The sequence below is a fragment of the Chitinophaga sp. Cy-1792 genome, assembly GCF_011752935.1.
Classification (GTDB): domain Bacteria; phylum Bacteroidota; class Bacteroidia; order Chitinophagales; family Chitinophagaceae; genus Chitinophaga.
Window position 1 is genome coordinate 2,398,593 of the sequence record NZ_VWWO01000001.1, and the last position, 19,441, is coordinate 2,418,033.

Sequence of the window (19,441 nt, forward strand, 5' to 3'; positions counted from 1 at the left end):
ACACCAGTTCTGTCCTTTTAATATCAGCATATGGACCAGGAAAGATTGTATCACCTGTTGGCCAGGGAAATTGCCAATGAACTTACGCACGCCGAGGTGGAGGAATTGCAGCATTTATTGCAGCAATATCCGGATGCATCCTACATCCGGGAGATCTTTATGCGGCCATGGAAAGAGGCTTCCTCACAGCAGGAACCGGAAAATATGCTGGCGAAACATTTACAGCGACTGGAGCAATCCTCTCCGCTGGCATTACAGGAGGAAGAGGTACCTGTTGCAACACGCGGCCGCGGGCGTATTGTTCGTATCCTGGCAATTGCAGCCGGCTTTTCACTCGTGATAGCACTGAGCTGGAAACTGCTATATCAAAAGGCTGCTGCACCACAGCCGCAGTATGCCGTCTCTGAAAAGACGCGCTCAAAACTCTTATTGCCGGATGGTTCTACTGTATGGCTGAATGCACACAGTAAACTGTCGTACCCTAAAACCTTTGCTGCCGGCGAACCTCGCATTGTACAGCTGGAAGGTGAGGCCTTTTTTGATGTGGTAGCAGATGCTGCCAGGCCTTTCAGGGTGCAAACGAAATCCTTTACCATATTGGTACTGGGAACTTCCTTTAATGTAAGGGCCTATGACGGGGAAGACAGCGCAGTGACTTCACTGGTACAGGGTGCTATCCAGGTGCAGCTGGACAAAGCCGGCAAACAACTGGTGGCATTACGCCCCAATGAAAAGCTGACAGTACCTGCCAACCTCTTTGATGAATCTGATAAGCCAGCTAAAGAGACGGATACAAGGAAAATACAGGTACCTGTTTACAAACAGCAGCTCACAACCGTAAAAGACAGCGTCCTGTCGGAAACAGCCTGGGTAACAAATAAACTGGCATTTAAACACCTTGAACTGGAAAAAGTAGCAGCTATGCTCGGGCAGTGGTACAACGTGGAAATTGGCTTCAGAAATGAGCAGCGTAAGCAATTATATTTTACCGGCGTATTCGAAACAAACAATATAAATGATGTCTTGGAAGCACTTGCCACTACCAATTCATTTACCTACACGATCGATTCAAATGGGAAAATCTGGATACAGTAGTCAATCTGTTTAATCAATATAAAATTAATACTATGTAATTCACCTGTCATTATTACTGACGGTCATGCTGATTCAGCGGATAAAAAAACGGGAAATGTTCGTACCATTCCCCGCGTGTTTTGTCGGCTAATGGCATCGTATTGTCTATTGCGCAACAATCAAATTAATTAACCTACAAAACAAATGTATGAAAAAAAACACAGTGGACCATGCTGTCCCACTGCGGCGGGGACTGTATAAACTGTTAATTTTTATGAAGTTTTTTACGCTGTTCACAACGGTTGTGTGTTTGCATGTCAGTGCCAGTGTTCATTCCCAGTCTAAGATCACGCTGAAACTCTCACAGGTACAGCTGGAAAAGGCGTTGGCTACGCTGGAAAAGAATAGCAGTTATCGTTTTGTATACAACGATGACAATCTTCCATTGCACCTGAAAGTATCTGTCAATGCGGAAGACCTTTCCGTCGATAAGGTGCTGGACCTCCTGCTAAACAATACCGCACTGCGCTACCGGATGATGCCGGGAAATATTATTGTAATTGCCCCTGCGGCGGTTGTCAGTAAAGACATACTGGTAAAAGGAAAGGTAGTGAATACAGCCGGGGAGTCATTACCCGGAGTTACCGTTCGTCTGAAAAATACGGCTATCGGCGTTACTACTGATGTAAAGGGTGGTTTTGAACTGAAAGTTCCTGAAAATGCAGTGCTGGTTTTATCCTATGTAGGCTTCGATCAGCAGGAAGTTTCCCTGAATGGCCGGGAGCAGGTCACTGTTACTATGGAGGCTTCCAAAAACTCTATGGAAGAGGTGATCGTTGTAGGGTACGGTACGCAGAAAAAGATAAATGTTACCGGCGCCATCGACCAGATTTCCGGTAAGCAGCTGGCAGAAAGGCCTATCGCCAATATAGCGCAGGCGCTGCAGGGCGTGAGTGCCGGTCTGAATATCACCTATAAGGGCGGGGCTCCGGGACAGGTGCCGAAAATCAATATCCGTGGTTTTACTTCTATCAATGACAATACCAACGCCCCACTGATTATTATCGACGGGATTACCGCTGCCACAGATGATATCCTCCGTCTGAACCCGCAGGATATTGCCTCTATTTCTGTACTGAGAGATGCCGCTTCCGCTGCTATCTATGGTGCCCGTGCTGCCTTCGGTGTGTTGCTGATTACTACCAAAAACGGAACGCCTGGCGGCCGCCAGAGCGTGAGCTACAGTAATTATTTTGCAAGATCAAAAAGAACGGTTCTGCCGGAACCGGTGACGGACCCTTATATCTTCTCCAGGGTACTGGAAACATCTACCAATAATACTCCCTGGGATTATGTAAACTTCTCCGATGAATACTATAAATGGGCTAAAGAAAGATCAGATAATCCTTCGCTGCCGGATACCCGTATAGATCCGAGTGATCCGACAAAATGGGCCTACATGGGCAGCAACAACTGGAATAATTATTTCTTCAGTAAAACAAATCCTTCCCAGTACCATAGTATCACTTTAAGCGGCTCTGCGGAAACAGCGAAGAAAATGCCGATTTCTTACCTGTTGTCTGCTGACTATACACAAGAAAATGGGTTAAATAAATTAGCAAAAGATACCTGGGATCGCTTTGGTCTTCGCAACAAGATCAATATCAAACCACTTAGCTGGTTGCAGGTAGATAATAACCTGAGTATTTATCAGACAAAAGCAGATGCGCCTGCATATAATATCACTGATGTTTATTATCTGCAACCTACACAGGTAGCCGTAAATCCTGATGGTACCTGGGGTAATAACGCAGCCGGCAGACTGGCAGCACAGCTGACAGATGGTGGACGTAGTACACAAACACGTTTTGGTTTTCAGAATGTGATCAGGGGCATTGCTTCTTTCCTGAACAATGATCTGCAACTGACTGCTGATGCTAGCTTCAAACGCGAGTTGTGGCAGTACCACACCGATAACCGCAAATACAAAATAGGTTATGGCCCGGACGATATCCGTGAAGAAGGCGGTACCGGCTCTGTTGCAGAGAATAACGGTACCGTTGCACAGGATGTCTATGACCTGTACGCCAACTATCATAAAACACTGCATAAAGATCACAAGATTACACTGCTGGCAGGTTTTAACCAGGAAAGCTATATCTGGAGCCTTGTAAATGTGAAACGGGTAGGTGTTATCTCTTCTTCCCTTCCTTACCTCGGACTCACTAACGGTGACGCCACTACGGGAGTAGATTACCAGACATATGCCGTACGTGGTTACTTTGGCAGGATAAACTATACGTTCAAAGACCGTTACATCATTGAAGGAAATGGCCGCTATGACGGTTCTTCCAGGTTCCCTTCCACTAACCGCTGGGGCTTCTTCCCTTCTGTTTCCGCTGCCTGGATCGCCAGTGAAGAAGATTTTATCAAGAATATTTCCCGTCAGCTGTCCACGCTGAAATTCAGGGCTTCCTATGGTAGTCTGGGAAATCAGAATGTGAGCAACTACGGTTATATACAAACGATCAAGACCGGTACTTCCGGTTACCTGATTGGTGGTAATGCCAACCAGACTATCGCAACAGGTGCCCCTCAACTGAACGTTGACCCTTCTTCCTATACCTGGGAAAAAGTAGTAACTACCAACATTGGTACTGATTTCGGCCTGTTCGATAACCGTATCACGGGAACATTCGACTATTTCGTGCGCAACACATTAGGTATGCTGACGAAAGGCGTAGAACTGCCTGGCGTATTAGGAACCACACCACCGGCACAGAATGCCGCCGACCTCTCTACCAGGGGATGGGAACTGACGTTGAGCTATCGTAACACGGTGAATGTAATGCGTGATCCGTTGAGTTTTGGTATTAAAGTTTTTGTTTCAGATGATAAAACAAAAATCACCCGTTTTAAAAATGACCAGCAGTTACTGAGCAGTTACCGCGTAGGACAAACACTGGGTGAAATCTGGGGCCTTACCAACGATGGCATGTTCAGAAGTAAGGATGAAATCAAGAAACTGGACGAAAGCGCTATCATACCATGGGGAGCACTTGATATTGTGGAAGGATGGCCTAAATACAAAGACCTTAATGGTGATGGAAAAATTGAACAGGGTACTACCGCCAAAGATCCGAAAGATCTCAGCATCATCGGCAACAGCAGTCCGCGTTATCGTTTTGGTGTAAACCTGGATGCAACCTGGAAAGGATTTGATATTTCCGTATTCCTGCAAGGTATTGCCAAAATGGATTTCTATCCACATCATTATCTCTTCTGGGGCCCTTACCAGCAGCCTTATGCGAATGTTTACCCATGGAACCTTGACTTTTACCGCGGTCAGGCAGATGATCCGGGATTACGTGCCCAGCATTCCCAGTCCTATATCAAGGCGGGACTTGCAGATGCCAATCCCAATTCCTATTTCCCGGTACTGCAGTCATGGCTGGCAGATAACAACTATAAATCCGGCCTGGATATACCACAAACAAAATATATGCTGAATGCAGCCTATCTCCGCATCAAGAATGTAACGATAGGATATACACTGCCGCAATCGCTCACCAAACGCTATCGTATCTCGCGTTTACGTGTATTCGTTTCCGGTGAGAACATCTTTGAGTTCTCTGCCATCAAAAAATACCTCGATCCGGAGTCTATTACCGATGGTTATGGATGGGAATACCCTTACCAGCGTAAATATGCAGCAGGTATCAATCTTGACCTGTAACTGTGAAATGGTGAACATCAAACAAAAGACATGAAAAAAATTTCCATCTTTATAATTGCCGGCATCATGGTGGCCGGCACGGCATGTAAAAAATCTTTTCTCGACAGATATCCACAGGATGCGATCTCTCCGCAGTTATTTTTTAAAACAGAGGAAGATCTGGCATTATATGTAAATGGAATGTTGACACTTCCTGGTACTGGTATTTATTATGATGACCAGTCCAGCGATAATATGGCCACCACTGCCGCTATTGAAGTCAAGTCAGTGATGACTGGCAGCCCGTCTTCGCAGACGCTTACCAGTGGCTGGGACTGGAGTCGCTTACGTAATCTCAACTACTTCCTGGCAAATTATAACGGCGCCGCAGTAACGCAGGATGTGAAGGACCATTATGTAGGTTTAGTGAGATATTACCGTGCACTGTTTTATTTTGGTATGGTACGCCGTTATTCGGATGTGCCCTGGTATGGTACACCTATCAATCCGTCTGATACTGCTTTGCTGTATAAGGCACGTGATCCGCGTGCATTGGTGGTAGATAGTATCATGGCAGACCTTAGCTTTGCTGCTTCACATATCCGTAGTTCGGTTCCTTCCGGTACGCCCAATGCATGGGCAGCAAAAGCACTGTTTGCACGTATTGCACTCTACGAGGCTACCTGGCGCAGATATCATCCTGAATTAAACCTGCAATCTACTGCCGGCCGCTTCCTGGACTCCGCACTCCTCGTTACGCAGGATATCATGAATAATGGCGGTTTCAGTATCTACAATACCGGCAAGCCTGATCAGGATTATGCCGCGTTGTTCAACAGCCAGGACCTGATGTCCAATAAAGAAATGATCCTGGTGCATCCCTATGATGCGTCGAAATCAGTTAGCAGCGGTGGTACCGGTACGGTATTCGGTGACTACGAACAATCTCCTGCCCGCGACCTGGTGCAAACTTACCTGATGGATGATGGTACGCGTTTTACTGACCAGCCAGGATATGCACAGATGCAATTTGTACAGGAGTTTCAGCACCGCGACCGCCGTATGGCGCAAACGCTTGCTGCGCCAGGGTTTATAAAAGCAGGTGATACAAAGCCTTATATCCAGCGACTGAATAAAAACTTCTCCGGATACCATCAGGTAAAAGGATTGACCAATAGTACAGATGCTATTCTTAACGGAAGCGTAGATGTGCCGGCATACCGCTACGCGGAAACGTTGCTGATCTATGCAGAGGCAAAAGCAGAACAGGGAACGCTTACGCAGGCTGACCTGGACAAGTCTGTAAACCTGCTGCGTGCAAGGGTACAGCTGCCTGCTATGAACCTCGCCACCGTAACCGGCAACATTGATGTAACACAGGCAGCAGCATATCCCGATGTTAGTGGCGCAATGAAAGGTGCTATCCTTGAAATACGCCGGGAGAGAAGAGTAGAGCTGGCGATGGAAGGTTTCCGATATGATGATCTTATGAGATGGCATGCCGGTTCATTACTGACACGTCAGCCGGAAGGAATATACTTTCCGGGACTGGGTAAATATGACCTGACCGGTGATGGCATTCCTGATATTATCCTCATTGATAAGGCGGTGGAAATCCCTACTGATGACCAGAAAGAGAAGAATAGTCTGGGTGTAAACCTGATCTATTACCGTGCCGGCAGTTTCGGAGATAACGTTACCGTATATATGAAAAACGGTACTTCAGGTGGAGCACTGGTAACAGATGTTACGCCACGTACTTTCCTGGACCCGAAATATTACTATCGTCCGATACCATATGCACAGTTGGTGCTGAATCCTAATCTCAAACAAATATTTGACTGGAAGTAGTATGAACAGAAGACAGATAATCAGGGGAGGCGGCCTTCTTGCGGCAGCTTCCCTGCTGGCGCCGGCGGTGAAAGCCGTAGTGCCTGCAACGAAACGTAAGCCGGTGCTTACCATCGCACATATAACGGATGTGCATATACGCCCGGATGAAAATGCGCCTGAGCGTTATAGACAGTGCCTTGCTGCTGTTAAGAAGCACGGCGTAGATTTTATTCTCAATGGTGGAGATTCCATCTTCGATGCTTCCTACGATGATGTTAAGAGAGAGCGTGTAACGGAGTTGTGGAGTATATGGGACCGCTGCATGGAAACCATTAAACCGATGGAAGTATACAGCTGCCTGGGGAATCATGATATGTGGTGGAAAGCGCCTTCCAGGGAAGATGAGATGTACGGAAAACCATACGTAGTAAAGCGTTTGAATATTCCTGCACGCTATTACAGCTTTACTAAAAAAGGCTGGCATTTCGTTATCCTGGATGGTAACAACGATAATATCTCACTGGATGAAGAGCAGTATAAGTGGCTGGAAAACGACCTGCAACTGTTAGCGCCGGGTACGCCTGTGTTGCTGATGTCGCATTACCCAATACTGGGTGTAACGCCTTCATTGGTAGGAGGCGGACATGGTGATCATGTGCGGTTGAAAAACCTGTTTTATCAGCATAAAGATAAAGTGAAGATTTGCCTCAGTGGGCATAATCATCTGGCTGATAATGCTGTTTACAACGGTATCAGGTATTGCTGTAATGGCGCTATGTCGGGCTTCTGGTGGGGGAAAGGTGATAAGGATTCTGCGGGGCCGGGCTGCTATTATGAAACACCGCCGGGTTATGCAATCCTGCGATTGTATGAAGACGGGCAGGTTGAAAATGAATACATCCCGCACGGGATTTAATAAAAAAGGCTCTCTACTCAGTAGAGAGCCTTTTTACTATTTAAGAACTTTTATTTCACGAGGTCCCAGCCCCAGTTGATTCCTTTTTCTGTAGCAGGAACACCACTTTCCAGCCATTCAGGCGCAGCTTCCCCTTTCAGGAAATGGTCGAAGAACTGTTGTTCCCTGCGGGAGATATCCTTACGGTTCTGACGTTGAATGAGGTTATGTGCTTCGTTGTTATAGTTCAGCATCCAAACGGGCTTGCCTAAACGACGTAAGCCGGTAAACATCTCAATACCCTGGTACCAAGGTACTGCACCGTCCGCATCATTGGCCATGATAGCGATTGGCGTAGTTACTTTAGGCAGGGAGAACAGCGGCGAGTTTTGCAGGTATAAATCCTGTTTTTCCCACAGTGTAGCACCGATACGGCTTTGAGAATGCTCGTACTGGAACTGTCTGTTCATACCACTTTCCCAACGGATACCACCGTAGGCGCTGGTCATATTGGCAACAGGAGCACCTGCCCAGGCAGCAGCGAAAAGGTTGGTTTGTGTAACCAGGTACGCTACCTGGTAACCGCCCCAGCTCTGTCCCTGGATACCCATATGTTTACCGTCTGTCCATGGTTTTTTCGCCAGATCTTCTGCTGCACTCACGATATAATCGTAGGCACTTTTACCCGGATAACCATCCTGGTAAGTGATATCAGGTGCAAACACGAGGTATCCGCGACTCACAAAGAAGGAGATATTCAGGCGGGAAGGCGTAGGCGCCGGTGCCTGATAGTTATACAGGCCATCTGTCAGCTTCTCATAGAAGTAGAAGATAACCGGGTATTTTTTATTTGCGTCGAAGTTTTCTGGTTTATAGAGAATACCTTCTGCTGGTTTACCGGAGAAGGTAGTCCATTTGTACAGTTCAGCAGTACCCCAGTTATATTGTGCCTGTTGCGGATTGGTGCTGCTGAGCTTTTCTGCAGCTGCGATCTGCGGGCCTGCATAAACATCCGGAGAGGCTACATAGCTGGCTTTGATGAAGGTGTATACCGCTGCATTTTTTGCTTTGGTCAGTTCCTGGTAGGAGTTAGGTCCCAGCACCAGTTCTTTTGGTGCATTAACTTTTCCTTTTGCACCAGGGAGTTGTACGGAGAAGAAACCATTGTATTTGGTCGTATCTGCATAGGCGCTGAGGATACGGTTCTGGTCCGGTTTGAAGGTGCGTTCTTCTTCATCGAGGCGCAGCATACGGAAACGGATCGCGTTTTTACGGCCATAGCCGGCAGTAACGTTTACAGGCGCTTTAACACCGGTAGGATCTACCTGCCAGATATCATAGCGATCGTATACCAGTACGGCAGCGTCCTGTTCCATCCAGCCTGCGATACCATAGGCATCTGGTGCATCCGGATGATCATCTTCCTCATCATAAACTTTGGCAGGAATTGATTTGCTGATGTTGGTGATAGCACCGGTAGCGTTGTTGTATGACCACCAGTTACGTTCCTGCATATCATACCAGAGGACATATTTTCCTTTGGAAGAAATGTGGTATTGGCCATCCAGTTTGTTTTTGATGAGTTTTCTGCTACCATCGTTTACATTCACGAGATAAGCAGTTTTGAGCGTACGGCCTAACCATTGCATCTGTACGCGTTCACCTTTGTCGGTATAGCCCAGTGCATAGTTGCTGTTGCCTTCATCTGTAGTGAGTATGGTTTCGAGGTCTTTGTCGCCCAGTTGTACCATGCGTTTTGCAGCGGGATAATATACAGCGGCGTAGCTTCTTTTCAGCTCTTTGTCTGCATTTTTCAGCTGCATAGGCTGCAGGTAATCATCTTTATAATTCCAGATATCTACCTTGGCTACTTCAAAGTCAACGATGTTGGTATCTTTTGGAGGCAGTATTGGTGCGGTGCCGAAAAATACGCGCTGGTCATCTTTGCTGAAATTAATATTGCTATGCTGGCTGATGGTCCATTTAGCAGGAATGGCGCTGTTGCCTTTATCTACGGCGATTACAGCGCTGTCCATGCCTGGTTTGTAGTAATACAGGGCATAGAACTGCTGCAGTGACTTAGCACTGTCGCGGGTAGCAAAATAGGCGGCTTGCAGGCCTTTCTCGTCGAAGGAGAATTGTTTATAGTCGCCATAGCCGCGGCTCAGGGTATCTGCTTTCCTGGTAGCATTGTGCCAGAGCAGTACGCCGGTGCGGGAGAGGCTATCTTTTTTATCGCTGTTGATGGCGATGAGGATATTGTTACCAGGTTTGCTGATGGCGTAGGCGCCGGCATTTTTGATAGTATCCTGGGCGCCGGTGAGCAGCTGTCTGATAATCAGTCTGCCGGACTCAGCAGCTTTATCGCCTGCTTTGTCGTCATCGGCACGGTCATCGTCTGCTTTTTTAGCCGGTTTAGGATGTTTACCATGCGTAGTATCGGCAGCAGGGCTTTCGGTGAGGAAAGCCAGCAGGCCACTACCTTTGGCAGGCGTTTTAAATGACTTTACATCGGCGAATTTTTTGATGTCGCCGGTAGCCAGATCGACCACTGCCAGTGAGTCTTTAGGCATTTCTGCCGGCTTTTTCTTTTTGATTTTGGCGTCGCGTGTTTCTTTGAACGGCGGCTTGATGCTGGCAACCAGGAATTTAGAATCTTCAGTGATCACCGGTAAAGCGCCACGAGGGATAACCAGGTCTTTCCCGGTTTTACGATCGCGGAGAACGAGGCGTCCATCCCCTTCCTGGGGGTTAATGGTATAAGCTACCCATTGGCCGTCGTTACTGATGATTTTGGTGCCTGCAGATTCCCAGCCGTCGTAAACGCTGTGGTCCAGCGGCTTTTTTGATGGTTGCTGTGCATAGGTGGAAAGGGCAGACCCCATAAGGACGGTGCCCAATACAAATTTTCTCATAAGTGCTAGTATAGATTGCAGCGATTAAATTACAAAATAGATTCTGCCCGGGCATAAAAAAATGGATGAACGTACAGGAGGCATATGGAAACCAGCGGCAATTTGGCTAGTTTTGGGCAAAAGGTCACCCGAAATAAATGAAAAACGGCGCCACAGACGAAAATATGTTGTTGGGCATCGCTGCTGGAGATGCTAAGTCGTTCAGGATTTTTTTTGATACCCATAGGAACAGAATATATGCCTTCATTTTGCATATGGTCAAATCCAGGGAGGTAGCAGAAGAAATCGTGATGGACGTATTTATGCGTATCTGGCAGAACCGGGAATTATTAAAAGGGGTGGCCAATATAGACGGCTTCCTGTTCAAGGTGGCCTATAACAAATCGATCGACTTTATCCGTGCCGCCGCCAGAACACCGCTGCTGGAAGAGGCCCTGTGGGAAGAAATCCAGCCGGTAAGTGATACCTATGCGGATTCCCGCCTGCTGCTCCGTGACTACCAGGCCAAGCTGAAAGAGGCCATGGAACTGCTGCCGCCAAAACGTAAGCAGGTGTATGTACTCAGCAGGGAACAGGGCTTTTCGCATGAGCAGATCGCCGACATGCTTGATATTTCAAAAAATACCGTCAATAACCATATCGTCAGTTCGCAACAGTTTATAAAAGAATATCTTATTAAAAATCTTGATCTGAGTAGTACTGCATTTATCGCCTTCCTGATCAGCCGTTTATAGCAGATAAAATTTTTTTTCAAAGCGAATAGTTATTACACCTGATTCTGTCGTCAATACTTATAAGAGCGCGTAACAGTGAACAATAATGCTATGCACGAGGCTAACTGGAAATACCTTCTGGAAAGATATCTGACCAATACCTGCACACGGGAAGAGCTGCATGAATTACTGCGGTGGGTAGCGGAAGATCCTAACAATGACTTGCTCATTGAGCACCTTCGTGCCCACTGGGAAGCCAATACTGATTTACCGGCGGATGATGACGCATCCCGCTGGGAACAGCGCTTTAATGAAATACTTGACAAAGAGGCTTCTCCTCCGCCACCACGTATTATCCGTTACCGCCCGTGGCTGGCTGCCGCCGCTGCGGTATTACTGCTGGTAACGGTAACTACTGGATATCTGAAGCTTTATCATCATTCGTCCATTGCCGTTCCCCCGGCTGTTATAGCTCATGACGTGGCGCCAGGTACCAATAAGGCCATGCTCACACTGGCCGATGGCTCCGTCATTACATTGGACAGTTCCGCCAACGGCCTCGTTGCCCGGCAAGGCAATACCAGTATCCGCCAGCAACAGAATGGGCAGCTGACCTACAACGGCACCAGTAACAATGCAACGCAAACCTTCAATACGATTTCCATTCCTAAAGCCGGCAAATATGCGCTGGTTCTGACGGATGGTACCAAAGTATGGCTGAACGCCGCCTCCACGTTCCGTTTCCCCCTGGCTTTCGGCAACGAACGCCGCGTAATACTCTCCGGGGAAGCCTACTTCGAAATAGCCCCCGATGCACACCGCCCATTTATTGTGGAAGCTGCACAGACAGAAATAAAAGTACTCGGCACGGCCTTCAATATCATGGCATACCAGGAGGAAGGATGTACGAAAACCACGCTGGTGAATGGTTCCCTGGCTGTAAATGCCAACGGACAGCAGGTGGTCCTCCACCCCGGCCAACAGGCGAATGTAAGCCCTACACAGACAACTATTCAGTTACAGGACGCCGATATGGAAGAGGTGCTGGCCTGGAAAAATGATAGATTCTATTTTAATAATACCGATATACATACCGCCATGCGACAGCTGGAAAGATGGTATGATGTACATGTGACTTTTAAGGATTCGCTCAATATGAGCCTGAACGGTACCGTGAGCAGGTCCGTGAATATCTCCCGGGTACTCAAAATGCTGACACTAACCGGGGAAGCCAACTTCAGCATCGATGGTAATAACGTAACTGTAGGAAAATGACCTAGTAATATTTTATCAACCAAAAATCAGTAACTACTTATGAAAATTAACTAAGTGAACAATGGCATAACAAAAAGCGGGAGTGTTGGAGCACCCCCGCAAGCTTGAAATATGCCCGAAAACATTTGACAGAACGAATTCCAGACATTTCAAACCATTACAAAAGTATGTATTTGCGCACTTTAATCAAAGGTTCGCCCAGGCGGAGCCTTTGCCATCACACAATTATCCGTGTAATGCAACTGAACACCATTTTTATCCTGGCCTTTGTACTGCAGGTACATGCAGTAGGGTATGGCCAGAGCAAGGTGACCCTTGCTAAAAATAATGCACCGCTGAAAGAAGTATTCCGGGAAATCAGCCGCCAGACAGGCTATGATATCCTGTATACCAATAAAGTGTTGTCTGCCGGAAAGCGTATCAACCTGCATGTAAAAGATGCTGACCTCGAAACGGTGCTCAGGGAATGCCTGGCAGAACAGCCTTTGAATTATACTATCCTCGATAAAACAGTGGTCATCAAACTGCAGCCCGCCAGCAACCCCACTACTGAATTAACGGCCATCCCGCCGGTAGAGGTAAAGGGTAAGATCACCGATGCCGACGGTCAGCCACTGCCCGGCGTTACCATCATGGTGAAAGGTACCACCAAAGGTGCGGTGAGCGCCAACGATGGTAGCTTCCACCTGTCTGCCCCCGCGAATGCTACCCTGGTCGTTTCTTTCCTGGGCTTCCAGACACAGGAAGTAAATGTTACCGGTAACGACCTGACCGTTGTTCTGAAAACCAGCGACGCCAAACTGAATGAGTTAGTGGTGACGGCGCTGGGTATCAAAAAAGAAAAGAAAGCACTCGGATACTCCGTAACGGAACTCAAGGGAAGTGACCTCACCAAAGCCCGCGAACCAAATGCAGTGAGTGGCCTTACCGGTAAAGTTGCCGGCCTTACCATCACACCAAGCCCTAACCTGTTTGGGGATCCCGGTATCCGTATCCGTGGCCTTTCCAACGTACTGATTGTAGTAGATGGTGTGCCTATCAGCTCCGACTCCTGGAACCTCAGCCCTGATGATATTGAATCCTATTCTGTGCTGAAAGGCGCCAACGCGGCTGCTTTATATGGCCAGCGTGGCCAGAGCGGCGCCCTGCTGATCACTACCAAAAGAGGTAAGGCTGATGCTAAAGGCTTTCGCGTAGATATCAACTCCAGCACTCAGCTGCAGGCAGGCTATAATTCTATCGTAAAATATCAGACAGAATACGGTCCCGGCGACGACTTCGAATATGCATTCAAAGATGGTCGCGGCAGTGGCATAAATGATGCTGATTATAACATCTGGGGGCCACGCTTCGAAGGACAGCTGATCCCGCAGTATAATAGTCCTAAAGATCCTGTTACCGGTGAACTAACACCTATCCCATGGTTGGCAAGAGGTAAGAACAATCTCACCAACTACCTGCGAAATGGCCTGCTCAGTACCAATAATGTGGCTATTTCTACTGCCAATGAACATGGCGACATGCGTATCTCTTTCTCTCAAATGGGACAACGCGGACAGGTACCTAATACCAAACTGGGAAGCTCCAATATCAATTTCAGCGGCGGCGTCAATGCAGGTAAAAACCTACGCTTTGAAGGTGCTATTAACTACAACAAACAATATACACCTAACTATCCTAGCCTGGGATATGGCCCCGGCAGCATGATCTACCTGATTACCGTATGGGGTGGCGTGGATTATGATATCAATGACCTGCGCAACTACTGGCAGCCGGGCAAAGAGAACGTACAACAGTACAACCGTGAATATACCATCTATAATAACCCATGGCTGATCGCCAATGAAGCCTTGCACTCCTACAATAAAGATGATATCTACGGACACGTGCAAATGTTGTATACCATCAGCCCTAAACTTAATTTCAAACTCCGTACAAACGTTAGCACCTGGAACCGCAGGCAGACCTGGAAATATCCTATCTCTGCCGACTTCTATGAGCCGTACCGCAGGGTAGGTGGCTACAGTGAAAGCTATGATTACTTCTGGGAAAATAATACCGAAGGAGGGTTGACGTATAAAGACAAGTTCTTCAAAGACTTCAGCCTTACCGGTTCATTGATGGCCAACCTCCGTACCGTTAAGGTGAGCAGCCTTTCCGGCAGTACAAAAGGTGGGCTGATCACACCAGGTGTATACGATCTCTCTAATACCAAAGAACAGAATTCTCCTACCAATGACTTTGCAAAAAGACAGGTATCCAGTGCCTACGGATTTGTGGACTTAGACTGGCGCAGCATGATCTTCCTTAGTCTGACAGGCCGTTTCGACAAATCGTCGACTATGCCGGTATCGCATAATACTTACTTCTATCCATCTGCCTCATTGAGTCTGATGTTGTCTGAAATGATACATATGCCTGCTTATGTATCCCTGCTGAAAGTACGTGGTAGCTACGCCAACGTGGCCAGCGACCTGGTAACTGCCAACACCAGTAACTACGATATCTATAAACTTTTGCCAACCTATACCACCAGTGGCACACGTTGGGATAACAATGTGGGCGTGACTTACACTAGTAAGATGTATAATCCGAATATCATGCCTAGTCGTGTGAAAACCGTGGAAGTTGGTGCAGAAGCAGGATTCTTCAATAACAGGCTTGGTTTTGATGTCGCCTATTACAGGAACCTGGAAGGTCCTGGCATTGTAGATGTAAGCGTGTCGCAGGCTTCCGGCGTATCTACAGTACAACGTAATGCCTTTACGTATATCCGTAAAGGTGGTGAGATCACCGTTACCGGTACACCGGTAAAACATAAAGATTTCACCTGGACTGCTATGGCTAACTGGTCTACCAATCACAGATGGTTGAAAGAAATCGATGGTATTCAGACCAGGAGTGGTATGATAAAACTGGGAGATCGTATTGATGGCTATTACCTGAACGACTTCCAGCGTGATGCAAATGGACAGGTGCTGGTAGGGGATGATGGATTGCCTTTATTTAATCCTTATTACAGTAAAGTCGGTTATGTAGATAATAAATTCCAGATGGGATTGAACAATACCTTCCGTTATAAAAACTTTACGCTGGGAATTCAGTTTGATGGCCGTTTTGGTGGACTGATCTACAACTTTACAGATGCTTACCAATGGAGATCAGGTACTGCACCTGAATCAGCAAGTCCATATCGTTTACTCGACTGGCAGAACCGCAACAATCCTGACTGGCATGGCTCTGTGATGACCAATGGACAGAAAGTTATTTCCGGCCAGCTGAATGCTGACCAGGATGGTAATGTTATTTCAGACGACAGGAAATATGCACCGAATGATATTCCGGTAATGTGGAGAGATTGGGCTACTTCTTATTATACAGGTGATAAGAACCTGGTGCACAGCGCCACTTTCGTGAAACTGCGTGAGCTGATACTCACTTACAACCTGCCTGCTGCTATGCTGAAACGCACGCATTTCTTCAACAATGCCAGCGTTTCCCTGGTAGGGCGTAACCTCCTCTATTTCACTGGCGAGCATACCAAAAACATGGAGCTGGATTCCTATGTGACCGATGATGCAGGCTTCCAGACCCCTGCTGTGAAAAGCTATGGTATCAACATTAACCTGTCCTTCTAAAAACTGAAATCATGAAATCTACAATAGCTAAATATATACTGGGCGCTACTTTGCTGACAAGTCTGGGCGCCTGTGAAAAAACGGCGCTGCTGCAGAAAGACCCTGCGGCAGTGTATGATGCCAGTCCTAAATTGTTGCTGACCGGGCTGTTGCTGAATGCCGGCGATAAGCCATGGACGGCTGTTCAACGGCATAACCAGTATGCCACCCAGAACAACTCGTACTATTACGGTCAGCCTTATGACTGGACAACCGCTGATGAAGGTTTTTCTGCGTATGACCGTTTACGTGATATCAGCCAGATGAATAAAGAAGCAGCAAAATCACCGGAAAACTATAAAGGTTATCCTGAGCTGGGTAAATTTCTGACGGCGTATTTCATGGTACGCAATACAGAATTATTCGGTGATGTACCAATGTCTGACGCACTCAAAGGCCGGTCGGACGGTAATTTTACACCGAAGTACGACGACCAGAAAGAAGTATATCGTACCTGCCTGCAGCTGCTGGAAGATGCGAATACAGCCCTGACACCACTGGTGGCTGCCAATGTAAAAGTGGAAGGTGACTTCTACTATAAAGGCGACCTGGCGAAGTGGCAGAAACTGGTGAATTCTTTTCGTTTACGCGTACTGGTTAGTTTGAGTAAGCGTGCCGATGATAACGCAGACCTGAAGATAAAAGAACAATTTGCCACTATCGTTGGTAACCCGGCGAAATACCCGCTGATACTGACGAATGAAGATAATTTCCAGCTGGCGTTCAATGCCAATGCAAGGGATAATAACTATCCTTTGTGGCCTGCGGATGGTGTGGTGATCAAAAATGATCTTAACAATAACCTGGCATCTACCATTGTTGATCTACTGAAAAGAACGGAAGATCCGCGGTTGTTTGTGATGGCCCTGCCTACTGACTCTGCAAAGAAAAGTGGAGATGCAGCCTATGCCACAAAATTCACTTCTTTCAGAGGAGGTGATGTTGGTATGATCATGGCTGACCTGAAGTCGCTGGCCAGTGCCGGTAAGTTTTCCCAGCTGAACTACGATTTCTGGGAGGCAACACCATCGGGCGTTCCGTGTATTCAGCTAGGCGCTGCCGAAGTAAATTTCAGCATTGCCGAAGCGATCAACCGTGGCTGGATTTCTGGTGATGCCGGTGCGTATTATGTGGCGGGTATCAAGGCAAATATGACGTTTTATAATGTCAGCGGCGCTGCGCAGGATGCATTCGTCACAAACCCAGCCAACGTTTATGCGGGCAACACTGCAACCGGTTTGACGCAGATACTCGAACAGAAATATGTAGCATTCTTCCAGAACTCAGGCAAACAGGCGTTTTACAATAATCGCAGAACCGGTGTTCCTAAGTTCAGCATTGGCCCTGCCAACAAAAATGCGCAGAAGATTCCGGTAAGATGGAAGTACCCTACTGTGGAATATACAGTGAATGAAGCCAATATCCGCAGCGCGATCCAGAAGCAGTACAATGGCTCTGATTCGCAGAATGATGTGATGTGGCTGATTAAATAACAGATCTTAAATAGCGCCGTTTTCCCCGCCGAAGGCGGGAAAACGGCTAAAAACAAAAAAGCTTCTGCCGCAGGCAGAAGCTTTTTTATTGCAGGAAATATTTTTGCAGATCAATGCGCCTCAATCATCAGCCCTTTTTTGTGCTGATAATTTACTCTTACCATCTGTAATACCACAGAAAGAATAATACATGCTAATCCGCCATAGAAGGCCGGGTTGAGGTATTTATTTTCATGGAAGATGATAAACGCGAGTATGATGCTGTATACCGGTTCCAGGTTGAAGGTAAGGTTGACGGTAAAGGGAGATATCTTTTTCAGGGCGCTCATACTGAGCAGGTACATGCAGATGGTACATGCCCAGGAGAGGATGAAGAGCCAGAGCCAGTCGATGGCGGGCGGTATCAGTGATGGTACCGGGAACGCATACACGTAAAATGGCGCAAGGATGGTGAATACGATGAGGCCTGTCCATAACTCATAATAGGTGATGGTGATGGTATCAAAGCGTTTGATGAGTCGTTTGTTGAAAACGGTAAACAGGGCGGCAAACATGGCGGATATGATCCCGAGGATAATGCCTGTGCGGTATTGTGTGTCGAAGTGGAAGATGAGCAGGATACCGGCAAGTGTGAGCATGCTGAGCAGCAGTTCCACTGCATCGAAGCGGCGCCTGTTGATCAGCGGGTCAAAGATGGCAGTAAAGAGGCTGGTGAGTGAAAAACAGACAACGCCGATGGAGACGTTGGCATATTTGATACTACCATAGAAAAACAGCCAGTGTAAAGCCACTATTACACCTGTGCTGCCAATGGGAACGATATCTTTCCAGGGTAAGCGTTTCAGGGAACCTCTCAGCCGAAACAGAAAAAACATGGTAACACAGGTAATGAGCAGCCGGTACCATACGAGCATGCCTTCATTGAGAGAGATGAGTTTTCCAAGAATCCCGGTGAATCCTGCCAGGAATACGGAAAGGTGTAAGTGTAAAAATGCTTTTTTCATGTAGATATCGGAGTGACTGGCTTAAAACCAGAAGTTCCGCCAAGGGCGGAACTTCTGGTTTATTATATGTTGGTGCAGCAAGTTAGTTACTGACTCTTTTTTTGTATTTACGGAAGAGGCTTTGCCATTGTATTTTGAGTACACCGAGGATACCTTCCTTTACGATGCCTTTACTCATTTTGGAATAGCCTTCCTTACGATCTTTAAAGGTGATAGGTACTTCGGCTATTTTAAAGCCGAGCTTCCAGGCGGTAAACTTCATTTCAATCTGGAAGGCATAGCCAACGAACTGGATTTCATCCAGGTTGATAGCTTCCAGTACTGCGCTGGAATAGCATACAAATCCGGCGGTAGGGTCTTTTACCGGCATCCAGGTGATGAGGCCAACGTAAACGGAGGCGCCTCTGGATAATACGGCACGGTCCCATGGCCAGTTTTCGGTATTGCCACCTTTCACATAGCGGGAGCCTACGGCCACATCAGCGCCGCCCTTTGCACAGGCGTCGTAGAGGCGGATAAGGTCTTTGGGATTATGGGAGAAGTCGGCATCCATTTCAAAAATATAGCGGTAGCCTTTGGCCAGCGCCCATTTAAAACCATGGATATAGGCGGTGCCCAGGCCTTGCTTTCCGGAACGCTCTTCAAGGAAAAGCTGTCCGGGATGCTGTACCTGTAGCGATTTTACGATAGCGCCGGTCCCATCCGGGGAGCCATCGTCTACAATCAGGATGTGAAAATCCTGCTGTAAGGAAAATACAGCGTCAATGATATTGTGGATATTATCCTTTTCATTGTACGTAGGTATAATTACAAGCTTTTCCAATTCAGCAGATTATGTTTTTTGGAC

Annotated in this window: 11 protein-coding genes; 8 read left to right on the forward strand and 3 right to left on the reverse strand. The window is 47.2% G+C overall.

Annotation, left to right across the window (positions count from 1 at the left end; genetic code table 11):
* The first annotated feature begins 30 nt into the window (after positions 1-30).
* The 4 genes from F3J22_RS09820 (at position 31) to F3J22_RS09835 (ending at position 7,538) form a co-directional block, all read left to right on the forward strand.
* Positions 31-1,095 carry a FecR family protein gene (locus tag F3J22_RS09820; RefSeq protein WP_167016598.1) on the forward strand — a complete coding sequence of 355 codons (1,065 nt, stop codon included), beginning with the start codon at positions 31-33 and terminating at the stop codon, positions 1,093-1,095.
* Positions 1,096-1,348: 253 nt separating this feature from the next.
* The gene (locus F3J22_RS09825; protein ID WP_167016600.1) at positions 1,349-4,810 is read left to right on the forward strand and encodes a SusC/RagA family TonB-linked outer membrane protein; all 3,462 of its coding nucleotides are present in this window, start codon (positions 1,349-1,351) and stop codon (positions 4,808-4,810) included.
* A gap of 30 nt (positions 4,811-4,840) precedes the next feature.
* Positions 4,841-6,640: a RagB/SusD family nutrient uptake outer membrane protein gene (locus tag F3J22_RS09830; protein WP_167016602.1), complete on the forward strand. Its 1,800-nt coding sequence runs from the start codon at positions 4,841-4,843 to the stop codon at positions 6,638-6,640.
* Position 6,641: 1 nt separating this feature from the next.
* Positions 6,642-7,538: a metallophosphoesterase gene (locus F3J22_RS09835; RefSeq protein ID WP_167016604.1), complete on the forward strand. Its 897-nt coding sequence runs from the start codon at positions 6,642-6,644 to the stop codon at positions 7,536-7,538.
* A gap of 50 nt (positions 7,539-7,588) precedes the next feature.
* Here the strand turns inward: F3J22_RS09835 and F3J22_RS09840 are convergent, their stop codons facing one another.
* On the reverse strand, positions 7,589-10,432 hold the full coding sequence (locus F3J22_RS09840; protein WP_167016605.1) for a S9 family peptidase: 2,844 nt from the start codon (positions 10,430-10,432) through the stop codon (positions 7,589-7,591).
* Positions 10,433-10,569: 137 nt separating this feature from the next.
* On the opposite strand from F3J22_RS09840, the gene F3J22_RS09845 reads away from it, so the two are divergent.
* From F3J22_RS09845 to F3J22_RS09860, 4 genes are all read left to right on the forward strand, one after another.
* Entirely contained in the window at positions 10,570-11,166 is a 597-nt protein-coding gene (locus F3J22_RS09845) for an RNA polymerase sigma factor (protein WP_167016607.1), read from the forward strand.
* A 90-nt stretch (positions 11,167-11,256) separates the two neighbouring features.
* A complete protein-coding gene (locus F3J22_RS09850) occupies positions 11,257-12,420 on the forward strand; it encodes a FecR family protein (RefSeq protein ID WP_167016609.1) in 1,164 nt (387 codons plus the stop codon).
* A 236-nt stretch (positions 12,421-12,656) separates the two neighbouring features.
* Positions 12,657-16,058 (forward strand): SusC/RagA family TonB-linked outer membrane protein, encoded by a 3,402-nt coding sequence (locus F3J22_RS09855; protein WP_167016611.1) that lies wholly within the window; start codon positions 12,657-12,659, stop codon positions 16,056-16,058.
* A gap of 11 nt (positions 16,059-16,069) precedes the next feature.
* Positions 16,070-17,590: a SusD/RagB family nutrient-binding outer membrane lipoprotein gene (locus F3J22_RS09860; protein ID WP_167016613.1), complete on the forward strand. Its 1,521-nt coding sequence runs from the start codon at positions 16,070-16,072 to the stop codon at positions 17,588-17,590.
* Between the two features lie 110 nt (positions 17,591-17,700).
* On the opposite strand, the gene F3J22_RS09865 is transcribed toward F3J22_RS09860, so the two are convergent.
* Together F3J22_RS09865 and F3J22_RS09870 are read right to left on the reverse strand one after the other, a co-directional pair.
* Complete coding sequence (locus tag F3J22_RS09865; protein WP_167016615.1) at positions 17,701-18,594, reverse strand: DMT family transporter; 894 nt, start codon at positions 18,592-18,594, stop codon at positions 17,701-17,703.
* 82 nt (positions 18,595-18,676) lie between these two features.
* On the reverse strand, positions 18,677-19,417 hold the full coding sequence (locus tag F3J22_RS09870) for a polyprenol monophosphomannose synthase (RefSeq protein ID WP_167016617.1): 741 nt from the start codon (positions 19,415-19,417) through the stop codon (positions 18,677-18,679).
* Positions 19,418-19,441 lie beyond the last annotated feature (24 nt).

What these genes read in the sequence shown, in the direction of transcription:
- F3J22_RS09820 (WP_167016598.1), top strand. Translation starts at nt 31, where the DNA reads ATGGACCAGGAAAGATTGTATCACCTGTTGGCCAGGGAAATTGCCAAT.
- F3J22_RS09825 (WP_167016600.1), top strand. Translation starts at nt 1,349, where the DNA reads ATGAAGTTTTTTACGCTGTTCACAACGGTTGTGTGTTTGCATGTCAGT.
- F3J22_RS09830 (WP_167016602.1), top strand. Translation starts at nt 4,841, where the DNA reads ATGAAAAAAATTTCCATCTTTATAATTGCCGGCATCATGGTGGCCGGC.
- F3J22_RS09835 (WP_167016604.1), top strand. Translation starts at nt 6,642, where the DNA reads ATGAACAGAAGACAGATAATCAGGGGAGGCGGCCTTCTTGCGGCAGCT.
- F3J22_RS09840 (WP_167016605.1), bottom strand. Translation starts at nt 10,432, where the DNA reads ATGAGAAAATTTGTATTGGGCACCGTCCTTATGGGGTCTGCCCTTTCC.
- F3J22_RS09845 (WP_167016607.1), top strand. Translation starts at nt 10,570, where the DNA reads ATGAAAAACGGCGCCACAGACGAAAATATGTTGTTGGGCATCGCTGCT.
- F3J22_RS09850 (WP_167016609.1), top strand. Translation starts at nt 11,257, where the DNA reads ATGCACGAGGCTAACTGGAAATACCTTCTGGAAAGATATCTGACCAAT.
- F3J22_RS09855 (WP_167016611.1), top strand. Translation starts at nt 12,657, where the DNA reads ATGCAACTGAACACCATTTTTATCCTGGCCTTTGTACTGCAGGTACAT.
- F3J22_RS09860 (WP_167016613.1), top strand. Translation starts at nt 16,070, where the DNA reads ATGAAATCTACAATAGCTAAATATATACTGGGCGCTACTTTGCTGACA.
- F3J22_RS09865 (WP_167016615.1), bottom strand. Translation starts at nt 18,594, where the DNA reads ATGAAAAAAGCATTTTTACACTTACACCTTTCCGTATTCCTGGCAGGA.